At 37.9% G+C, this 16,462-nt stretch carries 15 protein-coding genes; 13 read left to right on the plus strand and 2 right to left on the minus strand.

Annotated features, from left to right (window positions below; all coding sequences use genetic code 11):
* Positions 1–286 precede the first annotated feature (286 nt).
* On the minus strand, positions 287–745 hold the full coding sequence (locus GGR22_RS10200) for an Lrp/AsnC family transcriptional regulator (RefSeq protein ID WP_121376332.1): 459 nt from the start codon (positions 743–745) through the stop codon (positions 287–289).
* Positions 746–922: 177 nt separating this feature from the next.
* On the opposite strand from GGR22_RS10200, the gene GGR22_RS10205 reads away from it, so the two are divergent.
* Both GGR22_RS10205 and GGR22_RS10210 read left to right on the plus strand, forming a co-directional pair.
* Entirely contained in the window at positions 923–2,149 is a 1,227-nt protein-coding gene (locus tag GGR22_RS10205; RefSeq protein WP_182493579.1) for an aminotransferase class I/II-fold pyridoxal phosphate-dependent enzyme, read from the plus strand.
* Positions 2,150–2,360: 211 nt separating this feature from the next.
* A complete protein-coding gene (locus GGR22_RS10210; protein WP_182493580.1) occupies positions 2,361–4,541 on the plus strand; it encodes a S9 family peptidase in 2,181 nt (726 codons plus the stop codon).
* A gap of 68 nt (positions 4,542–4,609) precedes the next feature.
* Here the strand turns inward: GGR22_RS10210 and GGR22_RS10215 are convergent, their stop codons facing one another.
* The gene (locus tag GGR22_RS10215; protein WP_182493581.1) at positions 4,610–6,544 is read right to left on the minus strand and encodes an amino acid permease; all 1,935 of its coding nucleotides are present in this window, start codon (positions 6,542–6,544) and stop codon (positions 4,610–4,612) included.
* Between the two features lie 292 nt (positions 6,545–6,836).
* Between GGR22_RS10215 and GGR22_RS10220 the strand changes: the two genes are divergently transcribed.
* The 11 genes from GGR22_RS10220 to ribB all read left to right on the plus strand — a co-directional run bounded on the left by GGR22_RS10220 (position 6,837) and on the right by ribB (position 16,369).
* A complete protein-coding gene (locus GGR22_RS10220) occupies positions 6,837–7,472 on the plus strand; it encodes a peroxiredoxin (RefSeq protein ID WP_121376336.1) in 636 nt (211 codons plus the stop codon).
* Positions 7,473–7,546: 74 nt separating this feature from the next.
* Positions 7,547–7,858 (plus strand): thioredoxin family protein, encoded by a 312-nt coding sequence (locus tag GGR22_RS10225; RefSeq protein ID WP_121376615.1) that lies wholly within the window; start codon positions 7,547–7,549, stop codon positions 7,856–7,858.
* Between the two features lie 27 nt (positions 7,859–7,885).
* Positions 7,886–8,143: a DUF6952 family protein gene (locus GGR22_RS10230; protein WP_182493582.1), complete on the plus strand. Its 258-nt coding sequence runs from the start codon at positions 7,886–7,888 to the stop codon at positions 8,141–8,143.
* A gap of 84 nt (positions 8,144–8,227) precedes the next feature.
* On the plus strand, positions 8,228–8,788 hold the full coding sequence (locus tag GGR22_RS10235; RefSeq protein WP_182493583.1) for a helix-turn-helix domain-containing protein: 561 nt from the start codon (positions 8,228–8,230) through the stop codon (positions 8,786–8,788).
* Between the two features lie 87 nt (positions 8,789–8,875).
* Positions 8,876–9,613, plus strand: a complete 738-nt coding sequence (locus GGR22_RS10240; RefSeq protein ID WP_182493584.1) for a heavy-metal-associated domain-containing protein — start codon at positions 8,876–8,878, stop codon at positions 9,611–9,613.
* Between the two features lie 111 nt (positions 9,614–9,724).
* Positions 9,725–10,222, plus strand: a complete 498-nt coding sequence (tpx, locus tag GGR22_RS10245; RefSeq protein ID WP_182493585.1) for a thiol peroxidase — start codon at positions 9,725–9,727, stop codon at positions 10,220–10,222.
* Between the two features lie 16 nt (positions 10,223–10,238).
* On the plus strand, positions 10,239–10,613 hold the full coding sequence (locus tag GGR22_RS10250; protein ID WP_121376341.1) for a diacylglycerol kinase family protein: 375 nt from the start codon (positions 10,239–10,241) through the stop codon (positions 10,611–10,613).
* Positions 10,614–10,653: 40 nt separating this feature from the next.
* The gene (locus GGR22_RS10255) at positions 10,654–13,125 is read left to right on the plus strand and encodes a DNA translocase FtsK (RefSeq protein ID WP_182493586.1); all 2,472 of its coding nucleotides are present in this window, start codon (positions 10,654–10,656) and stop codon (positions 13,123–13,125) included.
* Between the two features lies 1 nt (position 13,126).
* Positions 13,127–13,771 carry a LolA family protein gene (locus GGR22_RS10260; RefSeq protein ID WP_246336947.1) on the plus strand — a complete coding sequence of 215 codons (645 nt, stop codon included), beginning with the start codon at positions 13,127–13,129 and terminating at the stop codon, positions 13,769–13,771.
* A gap of 7 nt (positions 13,772–13,778) precedes the next feature.
* A complete protein-coding gene (locus GGR22_RS10265) occupies positions 13,779–15,233 on the plus strand; it encodes an LptF/LptG family permease (protein ID WP_182493588.1) in 1,455 nt (484 codons plus the stop codon).
* Positions 15,233–16,369 (plus strand): 3,4-dihydroxy-2-butanone-4-phosphate synthase, encoded by a 1,137-nt coding sequence (ribB, locus tag GGR22_RS10270; RefSeq protein ID WP_121376345.1) that lies wholly within the window; start codon positions 15,233–15,235, stop codon positions 16,367–16,369. The genes GGR22_RS10265 and ribB overlap by 1 nt, the downstream gene beginning before the upstream one ends.
* The last annotated feature ends 93 nt before the right edge of the window (positions 16,370–16,462 follow it).

Raw genomic sequence — 16,462 nt, forward strand, 5'->3', positions numbered from 1 at the left:
GCAATACTTAGGCCCTGTTACAGAGCCGCTACATGAGCAACCGCATAACGAAAGATCTACCGGTCCTTGACCTTTGATTGCTTTTAAATTTTCTTTTGAGAGTACTTCTACTCCTGCGATGTTTAAAATGTTTGTTTTCATAACAATATTTCGGTTAAGTTAATAACATCAAATATAAGAAATTATATACAGGAGGCTCAATATTATTATTGCTATTTCAAAAATTTAACAAAAAAATTATAAAAATAAATATTTAACAATAAGCTAGTTACGATAAAAAACAAAATTATAATACGAAAGCAGTAGTGTTTTTTACTTCACCAATCATGAAGGTACTGTGGGTACTTCCGATGTGCTGCAGCGTCGTAAGTTTTGTGACCATAAATTCTCGGTATTCTTCCATATTTTCTACGCAAATTTTTAGAATATAATCGTAATCGCCGCTCACGTGAAAGCATTCTAAGACTTCTGTCAGCTTTATAACTTCTTTTTCAAACTGTGAAATAAATTCTTTAGTGTGCTGCATCAGCTTGAGGTGACAGAAGACCACAAAGCCTTTTTGGATTTTATTCCTGTCTAAAAGAACGACATATTTTTCAATAATTTTTTCCCTTTCAAGCTTTTTTATGCGCTCGTAGACTGCGGTAACGGACAAATCTAATTTTAAAGAAAGTTCTTTGGTCGTGCGTTTAGAATCTTCTTGCAGTAGCTTTAAAAGTTTTTTGTCGATTGCATCTAAAGTCATTTGGATAAATTTTCGGCAGGACTGAATAATTTCAGACCTGAATAGTTTATATAATTACCAAAAGTAGTATTTATAGTTTAATTTTCTAAATATATTCCATATGGTTGATTAATTATTTACATAACTGTTTTTTTGTCTAATTATTTAAAAGCAATCATAACTACAAAAAATATATTCATGAAAAATTTTAATCCAGCGGATAATATCCAGGACTTACAATATTTTGGGGAATTCGGAGGCGTAAATCCTTCTATTTCTGATTCATCAACCTACACCTTCCTATCGGCAAAGACGATGTTCGATACTTTTGAAGGCAATGCAGAAGGCTGTTATTTGTATTCCCGCCACTCCTCGCCTAGCAATCTGTACCTTGACAAGGCTTTAGCTGCCATGGAAGGAACAGAATCTGCGAACGTTGCAGCTTCTGGAATGGGCGCAATAACGCCTACGCTTTTACAATTATGCAGCCATGGCGACCATATTGTTTCAAGCCGAACGATATATGGCGGAACTTACGCTTTCCTAAAAAACTTTACGCCTAAATTTGGTATCAAAACCACTTTCGTGAATATCACTAAATTAGATATTGTCGAAGCTTCAATTACTCCGAAAACTAAAGTACTATACTGCGAGACGGTCAGCAATCCGTTGCTTGAGGTGGCTGATATTGCTGGATTGGCTAAGATTGCCAAAAAGCACAATATTAAATTAGTAGTTGACAATACTTTTTCTCCCATGTCTGTTGCTCCTGCAAAATTGGGTGCTGATATCGTAATCCACAGCTTGACAAAATACATCAACGGCAGCAGCGATACGGTTGGCGGCGTAGTTTGTGCTTCACAAGAATTTATCAACGACTTGAAAAATGTAAACAACGGTGCAAGCATGCTTTTGGGACCCACAATGGACAGCCTTCGTTCAGCGAGCGTGATGAAAAACTTAAGAACGCTGCACATACGAATGAAACAGCATAGCCATAATGCACAGTATCTGGCTGAAAAATTTGAAAAAGACGGATTGAAAACGGTTTATCCTGGATTGAAAAGCCATCCGAGCCACGAGCTATACAAAGGCATGATTAATCCTGAATATGGTTTTGGCGGTATGATGACGGTTGATGTTGGTACGTTAGACAAAGCAAACGAGCTGATGGAATTGATGCAACAGCGAAACCTAGGCTATCTTGCCGTAAGCTTAGGATTTTACAAGACGTTGTTTAGCGCTCCGGGTACTTCTACTTCGAGCGAAATTCCTTTGGAAGAACAGGCTGCAATGGGACTTACGGATGGTTTGATTCGTTTTTCTATCGGTTTGGACAATGATATCGAGAGAACGTATTCTATGATGAAAGCCTGTATGGTAGAATTAGGGATATTAGACCAATCTATGGTTTTAGCCGAATAGCTTACGATATAAAATATTTGTAAAAATGCCTTTTTGATTTCGCTTTGGAATCATTAAGGCATTTTTTTTGACGCGGACAACGCCGATTTCACGGATTTTTCAATATGCATTAAAAACATTGAGAATATTTCTTTTTTAAGGAATATTTGTAACAATCTTTCATTTGCACGACTAGTATTTTGAGTAAATTAGCGACTTTAATTTTTACAACATGAGAAAAATATCTTTTTTATCAGCTTTCCTTTTGGTCGGGATGACGGCTTTCGGGCAGAAAAACCTGACTATCGAGGAAGCTACTTTTGGACAGTACCGGAATTTTGCTGTTGAAAATCTTGTTTCTCCGCAATGGAGAAAAGATACCAAGGCAATAACGTATCTCGATAATTCGTATTCAAAACTGGTTTCAAAAAGCGAGGAAGGCAATTGGGCCGAAACGACGCTATTGACAAAAACCGAATTACAAAATGCTTTAAAAGGCAAATTTGCTTCCGATGAATTTCAGTTAAGAATGTTTCCGTATGCCTATTCTTGGATTGACAAAAACACTTTAGAATTTGAAGTTGACGGAAAGAATTCGAAATACCTTATCCAATTTGATGTTGATAAAAAAGAAGTGAAAAACGGCACTGCTTTTTCTTCTGAAGGCAGAAACCAAACTATTTCTTCTGACGGAAAATATACAGCTTGGCTAGACAATAATAATATCAAAATTACTTCTAATTCCGGACAAACGATTACTGTAACTTCTGACGAAAATGCAGGAATCGTAAACGGAAGTGATTACACACACAGACAAGAATTTGGAATCAACAAAGGAATGTGGTGGAGCCCAAAAAGTGATAAATTGGCTTATTACAGAAAAGATGAAACTATGGTTGCAGATTATCCGCTGACAGATTTCGGAGCGAGAATTGCAACTAACAAGAACATCAAATATCCGATGGCAGGCATGAAAAGCGAGGAAGTAACCTTGGTGGTTTATGACGTAAACACTAAAAAATCACTGACTTTGCAGACGGGCGAGCCTAAAGAACAATTCTTGACAAGCATTACTTGGGAACCGAGCGGAAAGTTTATTTATATCGGAGTATTGAACAGAGAACAGAATCATTTGAAGCTGAACAAATACGATGCTTCAACTGGTGCTTTGGTAAAAACCTTGTTTGAAGAGAAAGCTCCGACCTATGTAGAACCATTGCACGACCTGACTTTCTTGCCTAATTCGAATACCGAGTTTTTATACCGTAGTGAAAAAGACGGCTTTGAGCAGTTGTATCTTTATAACACCGATGGAAAATTAGTCAAAAAACTAGGTTATAATGATGTTGTAGTCACTAACCTTTTGGATTTTGACAAGGAAGGTAAAAATGTATTTTATATCGGAACTACAAATAAAGGCTTAGACAGGCAGTTTTTTAAAGTCGATTTAAAATCTGGCAAAACGACTCAATTGACCACTGCTTCAGGAATGCACTCAGGAAGTATCAGCAGTGACGGAACGTTATTGTTTGATCAATATTCCAATGTCGATACGCCGAACGAAGTGTCGATCGTAAACTTGAAGGCTAAAAAATCTACAAATGTTATCAAGGCTTCTAATCCTTACTTAGGAAAAACAAATCTTCCAAAGATGGAATTGGTAACGATAACTGCTGCTGATGGCAAAACACCTTTGAACGGACGCTTGATTTATCCTGCAAATTTTGATGCGAATAAAAAATACCCAGTAATGGTATATGTATATGGCGGTCCTCATGCACAATTGGTACAAAACGAATGGCTTGGAGGCGCTACTTTATTTGATTTCTTTATGGCGCAAAATGAATTCGTGGTTTTCACGGTAGATAACAGAGGAAGCGATGCTAGAGGAAAAGACTTCGAGCATGTAATCCACAGAAATCTAGGACAGAACGAAATGGCGGATCAAATGAAGGGAATTGAGTTCTTAAAATCAAAAAGTTTCGTAGATCAAGATAAAATCGGTGTCTATGGCTGGAGTTTTGGAGGATTCATGACAACTTCATTAATGCTGAACCATAGCGATGTTTTCAAAGTTGGTGTTGCTGGTGGTCCGGTTTGCGACTGGAAATATTATGAAATCATGTATGGTGAAAGGTATATGGACATGCCGCAGGAAAATCCAGAAGGTTATGAAAAAACAAGCGTAATCTACAAAGCAAAACAATTAAAAGGCCATTTGTTGATGATTCATGGAGCGCAAGATCCGGTTGTCGTTCAGCAAAATAGCATGGAGTTTATCCAAGCTTGTATCAAGGAAGGAAAACAGGTTGATTACTTCTTATATCCTACTCACGAGCATAACGTTAGCGGCAAGGATAGAATTCATCTGAACCAAAAAATTGCTAATTATTTCTTCTTGCATTTGAAATAATAATCATGCTACTATAAAAAAACCGTTTAGGGAATTCCTTAAACGGTTTTTTTATTTCTAAATGCTGACTAGCTTTCTTTCACAAAATTAAGCTTGCTATTTTTTCGACTGTAGCCAAAGTAGATTGCCAGTCCTATCAGTAACCATATGAAGAAATAAATCCAATTCCAGACGCTTAATTCTGCCATCATATACAAACAGCAAACGAGTCCGAGTAAAGGAATTAAAGATAGATTTTGGCGGAAAGCCCATACAGCCAGACCTACTAGAACAATCAGGAAAATCCACATCGGAATTTTATGTTTGAACAAGGCAAAGCCTGTCTCGTATTTCAACGATTTGTCAATAGGAAGCGATTCGACCACAGTAACATATTCCGTTTCATTATTTTGGAAATCGCTTAATATCTGCTCTAAGTCGGTTGTCTTATTAAAGACTTTTTCTTTATGGTTTTCTACTAAAAAGGCATAGACTTCTTCTGTCTCAGTCCTATTTAAGGAAGTCACAATAGAAGCTGGCGCATTTATCTGCGGCACATTCGTCACAAAATCCATCGTGTTTTTCTTGTTGTAGGTAAAAGAGTAAACAATTCCTGCAATCAATAAAATTGGGACAATATATTTGGAATTGACATAAGGCGTTTTGAATTTGCCGCGGGGAATATTTGGCTTATTCTGCAATACTAAAACTCCGGCACACACAAGCACAAAAGCAAATAGCGTCCCGATACTGCACAAATCAGTCACCATGGTCAGGTTAAGAAAAAGCGCCGGAATGGCAACAACAAAACCTGTTACGATAGTGGCAAAAGATGGCGTCTTGAATTTCGGATGCACTTTCGAGAATTTCTGAGGCAAAAGCCCGTCACGACTCATGCTCATCCAGATTCTTGGCTGTCCCATCTGAAATACCAATAAAACGCTTGCCATAGCTACAACTGCACTTACTGCTATGATGCCTGACATCCATTTTAAATCCAATTCGTCAAAAACAAAAGCCAGCGGATCGCCCACATTCAGCGAACTGTATTTTACCATTCCTGTCAAGACTAAGGCTATAGCAATGTATAAGACTGTACAAATAATAATCGCCCACATCATTCCTCTTGGCAGGTCGCGCTGGGGATTCTTGCATTCTTCTGCTGTAGTAGAAATGGCATCAAAGCCTATATAAGCAAAAAATACGGCTGAAACTCCTTTAAGCACTCCTCCTACACCATTTGGCGCAAATGGATCCCAATTGGCAGTATCTACATAAAAAACACCGACTGCAATAACCAAAAGAATGATACAAAGCTTGATAACAACCATCATATTGCTAGCATTTCTAGATTCTTTCATCCCTCTATACACTAAGGCAGTTATCAGTACAATGATAAATAATGCTGGTAAATCGGCCACAAAATGAAACGAACCGATTACAGGCGAAGTCGTCCAAGCCGTATACGCATCCTGCAATCCAGCATCAAGGTTTGCAAAAGACTTTCCGCCTTGCATCAAAGCCGTAGCATCAGCAAAACCATTAGAAGCTGTCAGATAATCCATCTGTATCCATTGCGGAAGATAGAGTCCGCCGCTTTCGAGAAGTCCTGTAAAATAATCGCTCCACGATATTGCTACGGTAATATTTCCAATAGCATATTCCATAATCAATGCCCAGCCTATAATCCACGCAATTAATTCACCAAAAGCAACATACGAATACGTATAAGCACTTCCAGAAACAGGTACCATAGAAGCAAATTCAGCATAAGCGAAAGCAGCAAAACTACACGCTAAAGCTGTGAATAGAAACAGAAAAATAACTGCTGGACCCCCATCTGCGCTGGCTTTTCCGATGGTACTAAAAATTCCTGCTCCAACGATAGCCGCAATTCCAAATGCTGTAAGGTCCCGAGCCGTAAGATGCTTTCCCAATGAGCCATGTCCGTCGATCTCATTCTTTTCAACTTGTTTTAAAATATCCTGTACTGTTTTCTTTCGGAATAAATTGGAAAAACTCATATTTTGGAGTGCGTATTTAATTGATTTCGTGAAGAATCTATTTCTGTTGTGTAAATTTTAACCAAAAACAAATATATAAAACCAAACTTAATAATAGGATTTATGAAAAAGAAAATTGCCAAAACTAGGAATCCGCTAAAATTATCTGAAGAAAATTATATAATTATCAGTAAATCAAAAAGAATAGCCTGAAGCTATTACAAAATAAATATTTATAATAATTTTCTATAAACAAAAGTGAATCATAAGTGTAGCTTTGCATCAGAAAAAATAACTTTTAAACCATATAATTATGTCATTAGTAGGGAAAAAATTTCCAAGCATTGCAGTAGACGCTATCTCAGAAATGGGCGACAACTTGAAAATCAACATTTTTGAAGAAGCAGTAAACAACAACAAAAAAGTACTTTTGTTCTGGTACCCAAAAGATTTTACTTTTGTTTGCCCGACAGAATTGCACGCTTTCCAAGCTGCATTGCCAGAGTTTGAGAAAAGAAACACTATCGTTATCGGTGCTTCATGCGATACCAACGAAGTACACTTTGCTTGGTTAAACACTCCAAAAAACAACGGTGGAATCGAAGGCGTTACTTATCCAATCCTAGCGGATACAAACCGTAACCTTGCCAACATCCTTGGAATTTTAGATATCGAATCTACAAGCTACAGCGAAGAAACTGACTCAGTTATCATCGAAGGTTCAAACGTAACGTATAGAGCGACTTACTTGATTGACGAAACTGGAAAAATCTTCCACGAAAGCGTAAATGATATGCCATTAGGAAGAAATGTTGGAGAATACTTGAGATTAGTAGATGCGTATACTCACGTTCAAACTAAAGGAGAAGTTTGTCCTGCAAACTGGGAAGAAGGAAAAGAAGCGATGTTCGCTACAAGAGAAGGTGTTGCTTCTTACTTGAATAACTAAAACAAATTTTTGATTGTTCGGCAATCCTTTTGGGAAAGCCGAACGATCTAATCCAATTACTTAAAAAAATTGCTATGTTAATTGATTTAAACGAAGACACGCTTCAGGATGTTGTAAACTCTAATGAAAAAGTTGTCGTGCAATATTCTGCTTCTTGGTGTGGGAACTGCCGTATCATGAAGCCAAAATTCAAAAAATTGGCTACCGAAAACGAAAACGTAACTTTTGTTTTGGTAGATGCCGAAAATGCTCCAGAATCTAGAAAATTAGCCAATGTTTCTAACCTGCCGACTTTCGCAACTTTCGTAAACGGACAGTTGGTCAATCAGACACAAACTAATAAAGCAGAAGTTTTATCAGAATTGGTAAATGAAATAGCAAATTAAACGATCTAAAAATTTAAGAAGTCTACAATGAAATTACCCGTTATAAAGCACCTGACTCAATTTATCGAAGAAAATGACCAGGATTATATTATCGAAACAATTGAAGTCCTCGAAGCTTTGACTGAGGTTCATTCTTTAAAAGACGAAGAATTAGATGTTATCGGGGAATTGATTTCTAATATGTACGGTGCACTTGAAGTCAATAAGATGATCAAAGACGGTACAGAAAAAAAAGAAGCGCTTAATAATTTTATGAAGCGGGTTCTTGGCTCCATTGACAAATAATCCTTTTTGCCTTATAAAACGCTCTCTTTGGGGAGCGTTTTTTATTTATACCTTTGAGTTTCCAATTAATCTAGATATCAATAAATGCATTTCTACATCAAAAATATGGTCTGCAACCGATGCAAGATGGCCGTTCAGAAGGAATTCGAAAAAATAGGTCTGATGCCCATAACTATTGAGTTAGGCGAAGTCGAAACTGCCGAAACTATTTCTAAAGAACAACTCGAAGAGCTCGAAAATGCATTAAAACATCTTGGTTTTGAACTGATCGATGATAAGAAAAGCCGACTTATCGAGCAGATCAAGACCGAAATCATCCGATTGATACATCATTCAGAAGAAATTGAGAATACTAATCTTTCGAGCCTGCTTTCAGAAAAGTTGCATTACGAATACAACTACATCAGTAACCTTTTTTCAGAAGTCGAAGGCACTACGATCGAAAAATATTTCATTGCGCAGCGAATAGAAAAAGTCAAAGAACTATTAGTGTATGATGAACTGTCGCTTTCCCAAATCGCAATACAGCTAGGCTACAGCAGTACGGCTTATTTATCGAGCCAATTTAAAAAGATTACCGGCCTCACTCCTACCTTTTATAAGTCGTTGAAAGAAACCAAGCGGAAGAATATCGACGAACTGTAAAAGTTAATAGTCTTTCATGAAATAACATAATAGTCTTCCGACCGATGTTTCGCAACTTTGTATCCTACAAATCAAACAACAAAAAACATGAAACATACGTATAAAATATCGGGTATGACTTGCGAAGGATGTGCCGCCAAAGTATCTTCCACATTAAAACAAATTCCTTCGGTACAAAATGTAGATATCGATCTGGAGCAAGGAGAAGCTACGATTGAAATGGAAAGACATATTGCTACTTCAGAACTGCAAGACATCCTAAAAGGCTATCCAAAATACCAGCTTTCTGAAAAAAATGTAACGATGCATCAAAATGTTTTTGCACCGATTGCAGAGCCTGAAAAAACGTGGTTAGAAACCTACAAGCCGATTGTCTTGATCTTTTCGTATATCTTGACCATTTCTTTAATCGCTGGATTTAGCAATGGTATTTTCGACTACATGACGGCCATGCGTGTCTTCATGGCTGGATTTTTCCTGACTTTCTCTTTCTTTAAGATGCTAAACCTCCGCGGATTTGCAGACAGCTATTCTATGTATGATGTCGTAGCCCGAAAATTTAAGGGCTGGGGTTATTTGTATGCTTTCTTAGAATTGGCCTTGGGACTTGCTTTCGCTTTAAATTTTGAACCTTTTCTTACGAACTTGGTTACTTTAATTGTGATGACAATCAGCATTATTGGCGTATTGCAAAGCGTGCTCAACAAAAAGAAAATCCAATGTGCTTGTCTTGGAGCCGTATTTAATCTCCCAATGAGTACCGTAACGATTATCGAGGACGGACTTATGATCTTAATGAGTTTGGCGATGCTTTTTCTGATGTAATCTATCTTCAGCCAAATTCAGAACTCTTCCATGATGTGGGAGAGTTTTTTGTTTTACGGCAATTTCACAAATATATTTTTCATACTTTTGAACCTTATAAAATTTAAAAAGATGGCAACAGTAACATTAGGAGGAAATCCAGTAAAAACAAGCGGTGAATTACCAAAAATAGGCTCAAAAGCACCTGATTTCAAATTAGTAAATAAAGATCTTGGCGTAGTTTCACTTTCTGATTTTGCAGGAAAGAAATTAGTATTGAATATTTTCCCTAGTATCGACACTGGAACTTGCGCGGCTTCTGTCAGAAATTTTAATGCTAAAGCCAGCGGTTTAGAAAATACTACTGTGCTTTGCATCTCAAGAGATTTGCCTTTTGCGCAAAAACGTTTCTGTGGTGCCGAAGGCCTTGAAAACGTAGTGAATCTATCTGATTTTAGAGACGGAAGCTTCGGAAAAGACTATGGTTTAGAAATTGCCGACAGTGCTTTAGCCGGACTACATTCTAGAGTTGTGGTTGTTCTTGATGAAAACGGAACAGTATTACATACAGAGCAAGTTAGCGAAATTGCTAACGAACCAAACTACGAAAGCGCTTTGGCAGTATTGTAAAACCTTAAATTACTATATGAAGACAGACCATTCTTTTGTATCAGGAAGGCTAAAAAGTTTTAAGTATGCAATCCACGGTGCCTATAAATTAGTCACCACCGAGCACAGCGTCATGGTCCAGTTTTTTCTGGGTATCATAATGACAGCGGCTGGATTCTATTTTGAAATTTCAAAAACAGATTGGCTTTTCCAGACTTTAGCAATTGGATTGGTCTTGAGCATCGAAGGACTAAATACGGCAGTAGAAAAAATTGCCGATTTTATTCACCCGAGCTTTCATGACAAGATTGGCTTCATTAAAGATGTTGCCGCCGGAGCGGTCTTCTTTGCAGCCGTTGCCGCTATTGCGGTTGGCCTCATCATATATATACCAATATTTCAGAATTTGTAAAAAATTTATTTATTTTTACGTATAATCATCACCTTTTTGAATGGCTAAAACGACAAAAAAAGAAACAGCTGGCAAAGCAGATGCTCAACCCAAAGAGAAAAAACCTTGGAAATTGACCAGACAGCATAAAGTAATCATTGGAGCTTTATTAGTCTTGTTTTCTGTAGCCTTATTGCTGGCTTTCATTTCATTTTTCTTATACGGACAGTATGACCAAAGTGCAGTCGATGCTTTGGCCGATAGGTCTATAGAAGTCCAAAACTGGCTGGGAAAATTTGGCGCTTATCTTGCCAATTTATTCCTATACCAAGGATTTGGGGTCGCTTCCTTCTTATTGGTGCGATTGTTTTTCATAACCGGAATGTATCTTATCTTAGACATGCCGGTAAGAAAATTAAAGAATACGTGGTTTTGGGACTTGTTTGCCATCATCATTATTTCTATATTATTCGGATTCTTTGCCGATTTCTTGCCTGAATTGGGTGGTGTTATCGGATTTGAAATGAACCTTTTCATCCAAGATTATCTTGGAAAAGCAGGAACCTTGCTCGTTTTGATTTTCGGACTGCTCGTTTATCTTATCTTCAAGATCAAAATCTCTCCAGACGGAATCAAAAATTATTTTGAAGCCAAAAAGAGAAAGGCCGAAGAAAGAGCTGTGGCAGAATCAATCGTTGCGCCTGTCGCCGTACAAGAACTGACGGATGAAATCCTAGAAGAAGATATTGTTGAAGTAGAAGAAGATGAAGACGAAGAAATTGAAGAACCTACGCTAAAACCGATTTCTCAATTTGAAATCAACAAAGAAGCTCTAAAGCCTACAATTAATAATCCTTCGCACATTACGATAGAGCCGATTATCAAGGCTCCTGTCGCTCCTATCCAGCATCATACTCCAGAGATTATCGAAACCAATGACGATGCTTTCGTGATTGAAAAATTTGCAGATGAAGATACGGTCATAGAAAACCTGGCTTCAAAATTAGTAGCCGATTTCGGCGAATTTGATCCGACCTTAGATTTGTCCAATTACAAATTCCCGACGCTAGACTTGCTAAAAGAATATGCTACCGGAGGAATTACCATCAACCAAGAAGAATTAGAAGAAAACAAAAACCGAATCGTAGAAACGCTTCGAAACTACAAAATTGAAATTGCCCAGATCAAGGCCACTGTCGGGCCATCAGTAACGTTGTATGAAATCGTTCCAGAAGCTGGAATCCGAATCTCTAAAATCAAAAGCTTAGAAGATGATATTGCTTTATCGCTTTCTGCTTTAGGAATACGTATCATCGCTCCTATTCCTGGAAAAGGAACTATCGGTATCGAAGTTCCAAACAAGAATCCTACGATGGTTTCCATGAAAAGCGTTATCGGAGCCGCTAAATTCCAAGAAGCCGAAATGGAATTGCCAATTGCTCTAGGGAAAACAATTTCTAACGAAACCTTTGTTGTCGATTTGGCCAAGATGCCTCACCTTTTGATGGCAGGTGCTACTGGACAAGGAAAATCGGTCGGGCTGAATGCTGTATTGACTTCGTTGCTGTATAAAAAACATCCAGCCGAAGTAAAATTCGTCTTGGTCGATCCTAAAAAAGTAGAGCTTACGCTGTTCAATAAAATCGAGCGCCATTATTTAGCAAAGCTTCCTGATACCGAAGAAGCTATCATTACAGACAATGCCAAAGTAATCAACACGCTGAATTCGCTATGCGTCGAAATGGACAACCGTTATTCTTTATTAAAAGACGCGATGGTTCGTAATATCAAAGAATACAACGAAAAGTTTAAGTCCCGTAAATTAAATCCTGAATTAGGACACCGCTTTTTGCCTTACATTATCTTGGTCGTAGATGAGTTTGCCGATTTGATCATGACTGCCGGAAAAGAAGTCGAGACGCCTATCGCAAGGCTAGCCCAGCTGGCACGAGCTATCGGTATTCATTTGATTATTGCTACGCAGAGACCTTCGGTAAATGTAATTACGGGTATCATCAAGGCAAACTTCCCGGCAAGGATTGCATTCCGCGTTACTTCAAAAATTGACTCTAGAACCATCTTAGATACCCAAGGAGCCGATCAATTGATCGGACGAGGAGATTTATTGTATACCAACGGAAACGACGTTGTTCGTGTCCAATGTGCTTTTGTAGATACGCCAGAAGTAGAAAGGATTACCGAATTCATAGGATCACAGAAAGCGTATCCGAACGCATACCTTCTTCCAGAGTACATCGGAGAAGAAAATGGCATCAAACTTGATGTAGATATCTCGGAAAGAGATTCTATGTTCAGGGAAGCTGCCGAAATCATTGTTACAGCACAGCAAGGTTCTGCTTCATTATTACAGCGCAAGCTGAAATTGGGCTATAACCGAGCTGGAAGATTAATCGATCAATTGGAAGCTGCTGGAATCGTTGGCCCTTTTGAGGGAAGCAAGGCCAGAAGTGTCAATATCCCCGACTTAGCTTCTCTTGACCAGTTTTTTAACAATGAGCAAAATGATTTTTAAAATGAAAAGGTTATTACAAATTATTACATTATTTCTTATCGGCTTCAATCTTCAAGCGCAAAACAGCCAAAAAGCGAGAAATCTGCTGGATGAAGTTTCTGCCAAGGTAAAAAGCTATGATAATATCTCGATTGATTTTAAATATTCCCTTACGAATCCGAAGGAAAACCTCAATCAAGAGAGCAAAGGAAATGTAATCATGCAGGGCAACAAATATGTGCTCAACTTCATGGGAGTGACCAAAATCTATGACGGAAAAAAAATATACAACATCGTTCCAGAAGATGAAGAAATAAGCATCTCAAAATTTGACGAAAACGAAGAAGATGCCGTGACGCCGTCAAAAATGCTTACCTTTTTTAATCACGGATTCAAATATTCTTGGGATATCCTTCAAAACGTACGCGGCAGAAAAATCCAATACGTAAAATTAGTGCCTACAAGCTCTAAAGACGACAGAAAAGAGATTTTTCTCGGTATCGACGTACAGACCAAACACATCTACAATCTTATGGAAATAGGAAAGAATGGTTCAAAAACAACAATCACTGTTAATTCTTTTAAAACCAATCAGCCATTATCAAAAAATCAATTTACCTTTGCGGAAAGTAAATACCCTAATTACTATATCAACAAACTAGATTGATACATCGGTGAAAATTCTTGACAGATACATTCTAACGACATTCCTCAAAACATTAGCTACGGTTTTTGTAATCCTTTATTTCATCTTCATCCTGCAAGCTGTCTGGCTCTTTATCGCAGAATTAGCAGGGAAAGACCTAGATGTACTGCTGATCGCAAAATTCCTTCTTTTTTATTCGCCAAAGATGATTCCGCTGGTATTGCCACTTTCAATACTGCTGGCCTCCATCATGACATTTGGTAATCTTGCCGAGAATTATGAATTTGCCGCCATGAAATCTTCTGGAATTTCATTGCAAAGAGCTATGAAAAGCTTGATGGTCTTTATCTTTCTATTAAGCATCATTGCTTTCTTTTTTGCCAATAACGTTATTCCTGCTGCTGAATATAAGTTCTTGAACCTCCGAAGAGATATCGTACAGACCAAACCCGCAATGGCTATTGCAGAAGGACAGTTTAGTGATGTAGGAGAATATAATATCAAAGTTAATAAGAAATCAGGCGATAAAGGCGAAAAGCTGGAAGGCGTTACGATACACAAAAAAGCAGCAAATGGTGTTGGAAATAACGTCGTAATAAAAGCAAAAAATGGAGTGCTTGTCAATCAAGAAGAATCCAGCATGCTCCAGCTGATCTTATTCAACGGAAACTATTACGAAAACATCATTCCCAAAAAATACGAAGAACGCAGAAGAGTACCTTTTGTAAAAGCTTCGTTCAAAAAAGACATCATCAATATCGATTTGTCAAAACTGAATACGGTGGAGGACGAATCCAACATTACAAACACAAATGCCATGCTCAACGTGAGCGAGCTTACCTATACCCTAGATTCATTGCATAAAAACTATGATAAAGATTTGGTTTCTTTTGCTGAAAACATATACCAAAGAACCGGAATCACGAGTTTTACCAAACCGACAGTCACTATCGAACAGCCTAAAAAAACTTCCGATACAGCCGATCTGCTCAGCCTTTTGTCTGCTACAGACAAATCACGAGTATTAGAAATTGCCAATAGCAATTTAGAAAGCTCCCGATTTTCAATTGACGGCACCAAGCAAGAAATAGACCTAAAGCAAAAGAATATCAATAATCACTGGTTGGCTCTTTTTGAAAAATTCGTAATTGCCTTTGCTTGCCTGCTGATGTTCTTTATCGGCGCTCCTTTGGGTGCAATTATCCGAAAAGGAGGATTAGGCCTACCCATCGTATTTGCCGTCTTGATATTTATTACTTTCCATTTCATCAATACTTTTGGAAGGAAATTGGCCCAAGAAAACGGAATACCGCCCTTCTTAGGCTCTTGGATGTCTTCCTTCATTTTGTCTCCTTTGGCTATTTTATTGACCTATAGAGCTACAAACGACATTGGATTGATCAACATGGATGTAATCCTTACGCCTATCCAAAAAGGATTCCAAAAACTATTTAAACTAAAAAACAACAACACACCTAAATAATGTCCGAAAATAAAATTACGCAGTTAAATACTATAGAAGAAGCAATTGAAGATATCCGTCAAGGAAAAATCATTATTGTTGTCGATGACGAAGATCGCGAAAACGAAGGCGATTTTATTGCCGCCGCCGAAAAAGTAACGCCAGAAATGATCAACTTTATGGCTACCCACGGTCGCGGGCTTATCTGTGCTCCTCTGACCGAAGCACGTTGCAAAGAACTAGACCTGAATTTGATGGTCACGAACAATACCGTATTGCATGAAACCCAATTTACAGTTTCTGTCGATTTGATCGGTCATGGCTGTACGACAGGAATTTCTGTACACGATCGCGCAAAGACCATTCAGTTTTTAGTCGATGACAACACCAAGCCAGAAGATTTAGGACGTCCTGGTCACATTTTTCCGCTAAGAGCAAAACAAGGTGGTGTTTTAAGAAGAACAGGCCACACAGAAGCTGCAATCGACTTAGCGCGTCTAGCTGGATTAAAACCAGCCGGAATTCTTGTAGAAATCTTAAACGAAGACGGTTCTATGGCACGTCTGCCACAACTGTTGGAAGTAGCCAAGAAGTTTGACCTGAAAATTGTTTCTATTGAAGACTTGGTTGCTTACAGAATGCAGCATGATAGCCTTATCCAAAAGAAAGAAGATTACGAAGTAGAAACTCGTTTCGGTACATTCAGGCTAAGAGCCTACCTGCAAACAACAAACAAGCAGGTGCATATTGCATTGACGAAAGGAAGCTGGAATATCGGCGAATCGATATTGACAAGAATCAATTCTACCCAAGTCAATAATGATATCTTAGGGACCCTTACCAACGATCCTGATCAGAAATTGGAGAACATGTTCAAGAAAATCAATGAAGAAGGCAAAGGCGCTATCTTGTTTATCAACCAAGAAATCCAGCCTATCGAATTGTTGAATCGTATCACAGAACTAAAGGGATTGCAAGAAAAAGGAATCTTTAAAGCGCCACAAGTAAAAATGGACAATAAAGATTTTGGTATTGGAGCGCAAATCCTGCATGATATCGACATCACAAACATCCGATTACTATCCAATTCAGAACAGACAAAACGTGTCGGAATGATTGGATATGGCCTAGAAATTATGGAATATGTTGAATTCTAGAAAAAACACAGAAAATTATTTTTCCTGTAACGTCTAGAAAATGAAATAATTAAAAATGTTGTCCAAAAAATGTTTTATTTTTAATGATAAAAT

It is taken from the genome of Flavobacterium gossypii, from assembly GCF_014138495.1.
Taxonomy (GTDB): domain Bacteria; phylum Bacteroidota; class Bacteroidia; order Flavobacteriales; family Flavobacteriaceae; genus Flavobacterium; species Flavobacterium endophyticum.

Excerpts from the sequence above, each read along its gene's own strand:
- GGR22_RS10250 (WP_121376341.1), top strand. The coding sequence starts at position 10,239 with ATGAAGACAGACCATTCTTTTGTATCAGGAAGGCTAAAAAGTTTTAAG.
- GGR22_RS10255 (WP_182493586.1), top strand. The coding sequence starts at position 10,654 with ATGGCTAAAACGACAAAAAAAGAAACAGCTGGCAAAGCAGATGCTCAA.
- GGR22_RS10215 (WP_182493581.1), bottom strand. The coding sequence starts at position 6,544 with ATGAGTTTTTCCAATTTATTCCGAAAGAAAACAGTACAGGATATTTTA.
- GGR22_RS10200 (WP_121376332.1), bottom strand. The coding sequence starts at position 745 with ATGACTTTAGATGCAATCGACAAAAAACTTTTAAAGCTACTGCAAGAA.
- GGR22_RS10220 (WP_121376336.1), top strand. The coding sequence starts at position 6,837 with ATGTCATTAGTAGGGAAAAAATTTCCAAGCATTGCAGTAGACGCTATC.
- ribB (WP_121376345.1), top strand. The coding sequence starts at position 15,233 with ATGTCCGAAAATAAAATTACGCAGTTAAATACTATAGAAGAAGCAATT.
- GGR22_RS10230 (WP_182493582.1), top strand. The coding sequence starts at position 7,886 with ATGAAATTACCCGTTATAAAGCACCTGACTCAATTTATCGAAGAAAAT.
- GGR22_RS10210 (WP_182493580.1), top strand. The coding sequence starts at position 2,361 with ATGAGAAAAATATCTTTTTTATCAGCTTTCCTTTTGGTCGGGATGACG.
- GGR22_RS10235 (WP_182493583.1), top strand. The coding sequence starts at position 8,228 with ATGCATTTCTACATCAAAAATATGGTCTGCAACCGATGCAAGATGGCC.
- GGR22_RS10240 (WP_182493584.1), top strand. The coding sequence starts at position 8,876 with ATGAAACATACGTATAAAATATCGGGTATGACTTGCGAAGGATGTGCC.
- tpx (WP_182493585.1), top strand. The coding sequence starts at position 9,725 with ATGGCAACAGTAACATTAGGAGGAAATCCAGTAAAAACAAGCGGTGAA.
- GGR22_RS10260 (WP_246336947.1), top strand. The coding sequence starts at position 13,127 with ATGAAAAGGTTATTACAAATTATTACATTATTTCTTATCGGCTTCAAT.
- GGR22_RS10225 (WP_121376615.1), top strand. The coding sequence starts at position 7,547 with ATGTTAATTGATTTAAACGAAGACACGCTTCAGGATGTTGTAAACTCT.
- GGR22_RS10205 (WP_182493579.1), top strand. The coding sequence starts at position 923 with ATGAAAAATTTTAATCCAGCGGATAATATCCAGGACTTACAATATTTT.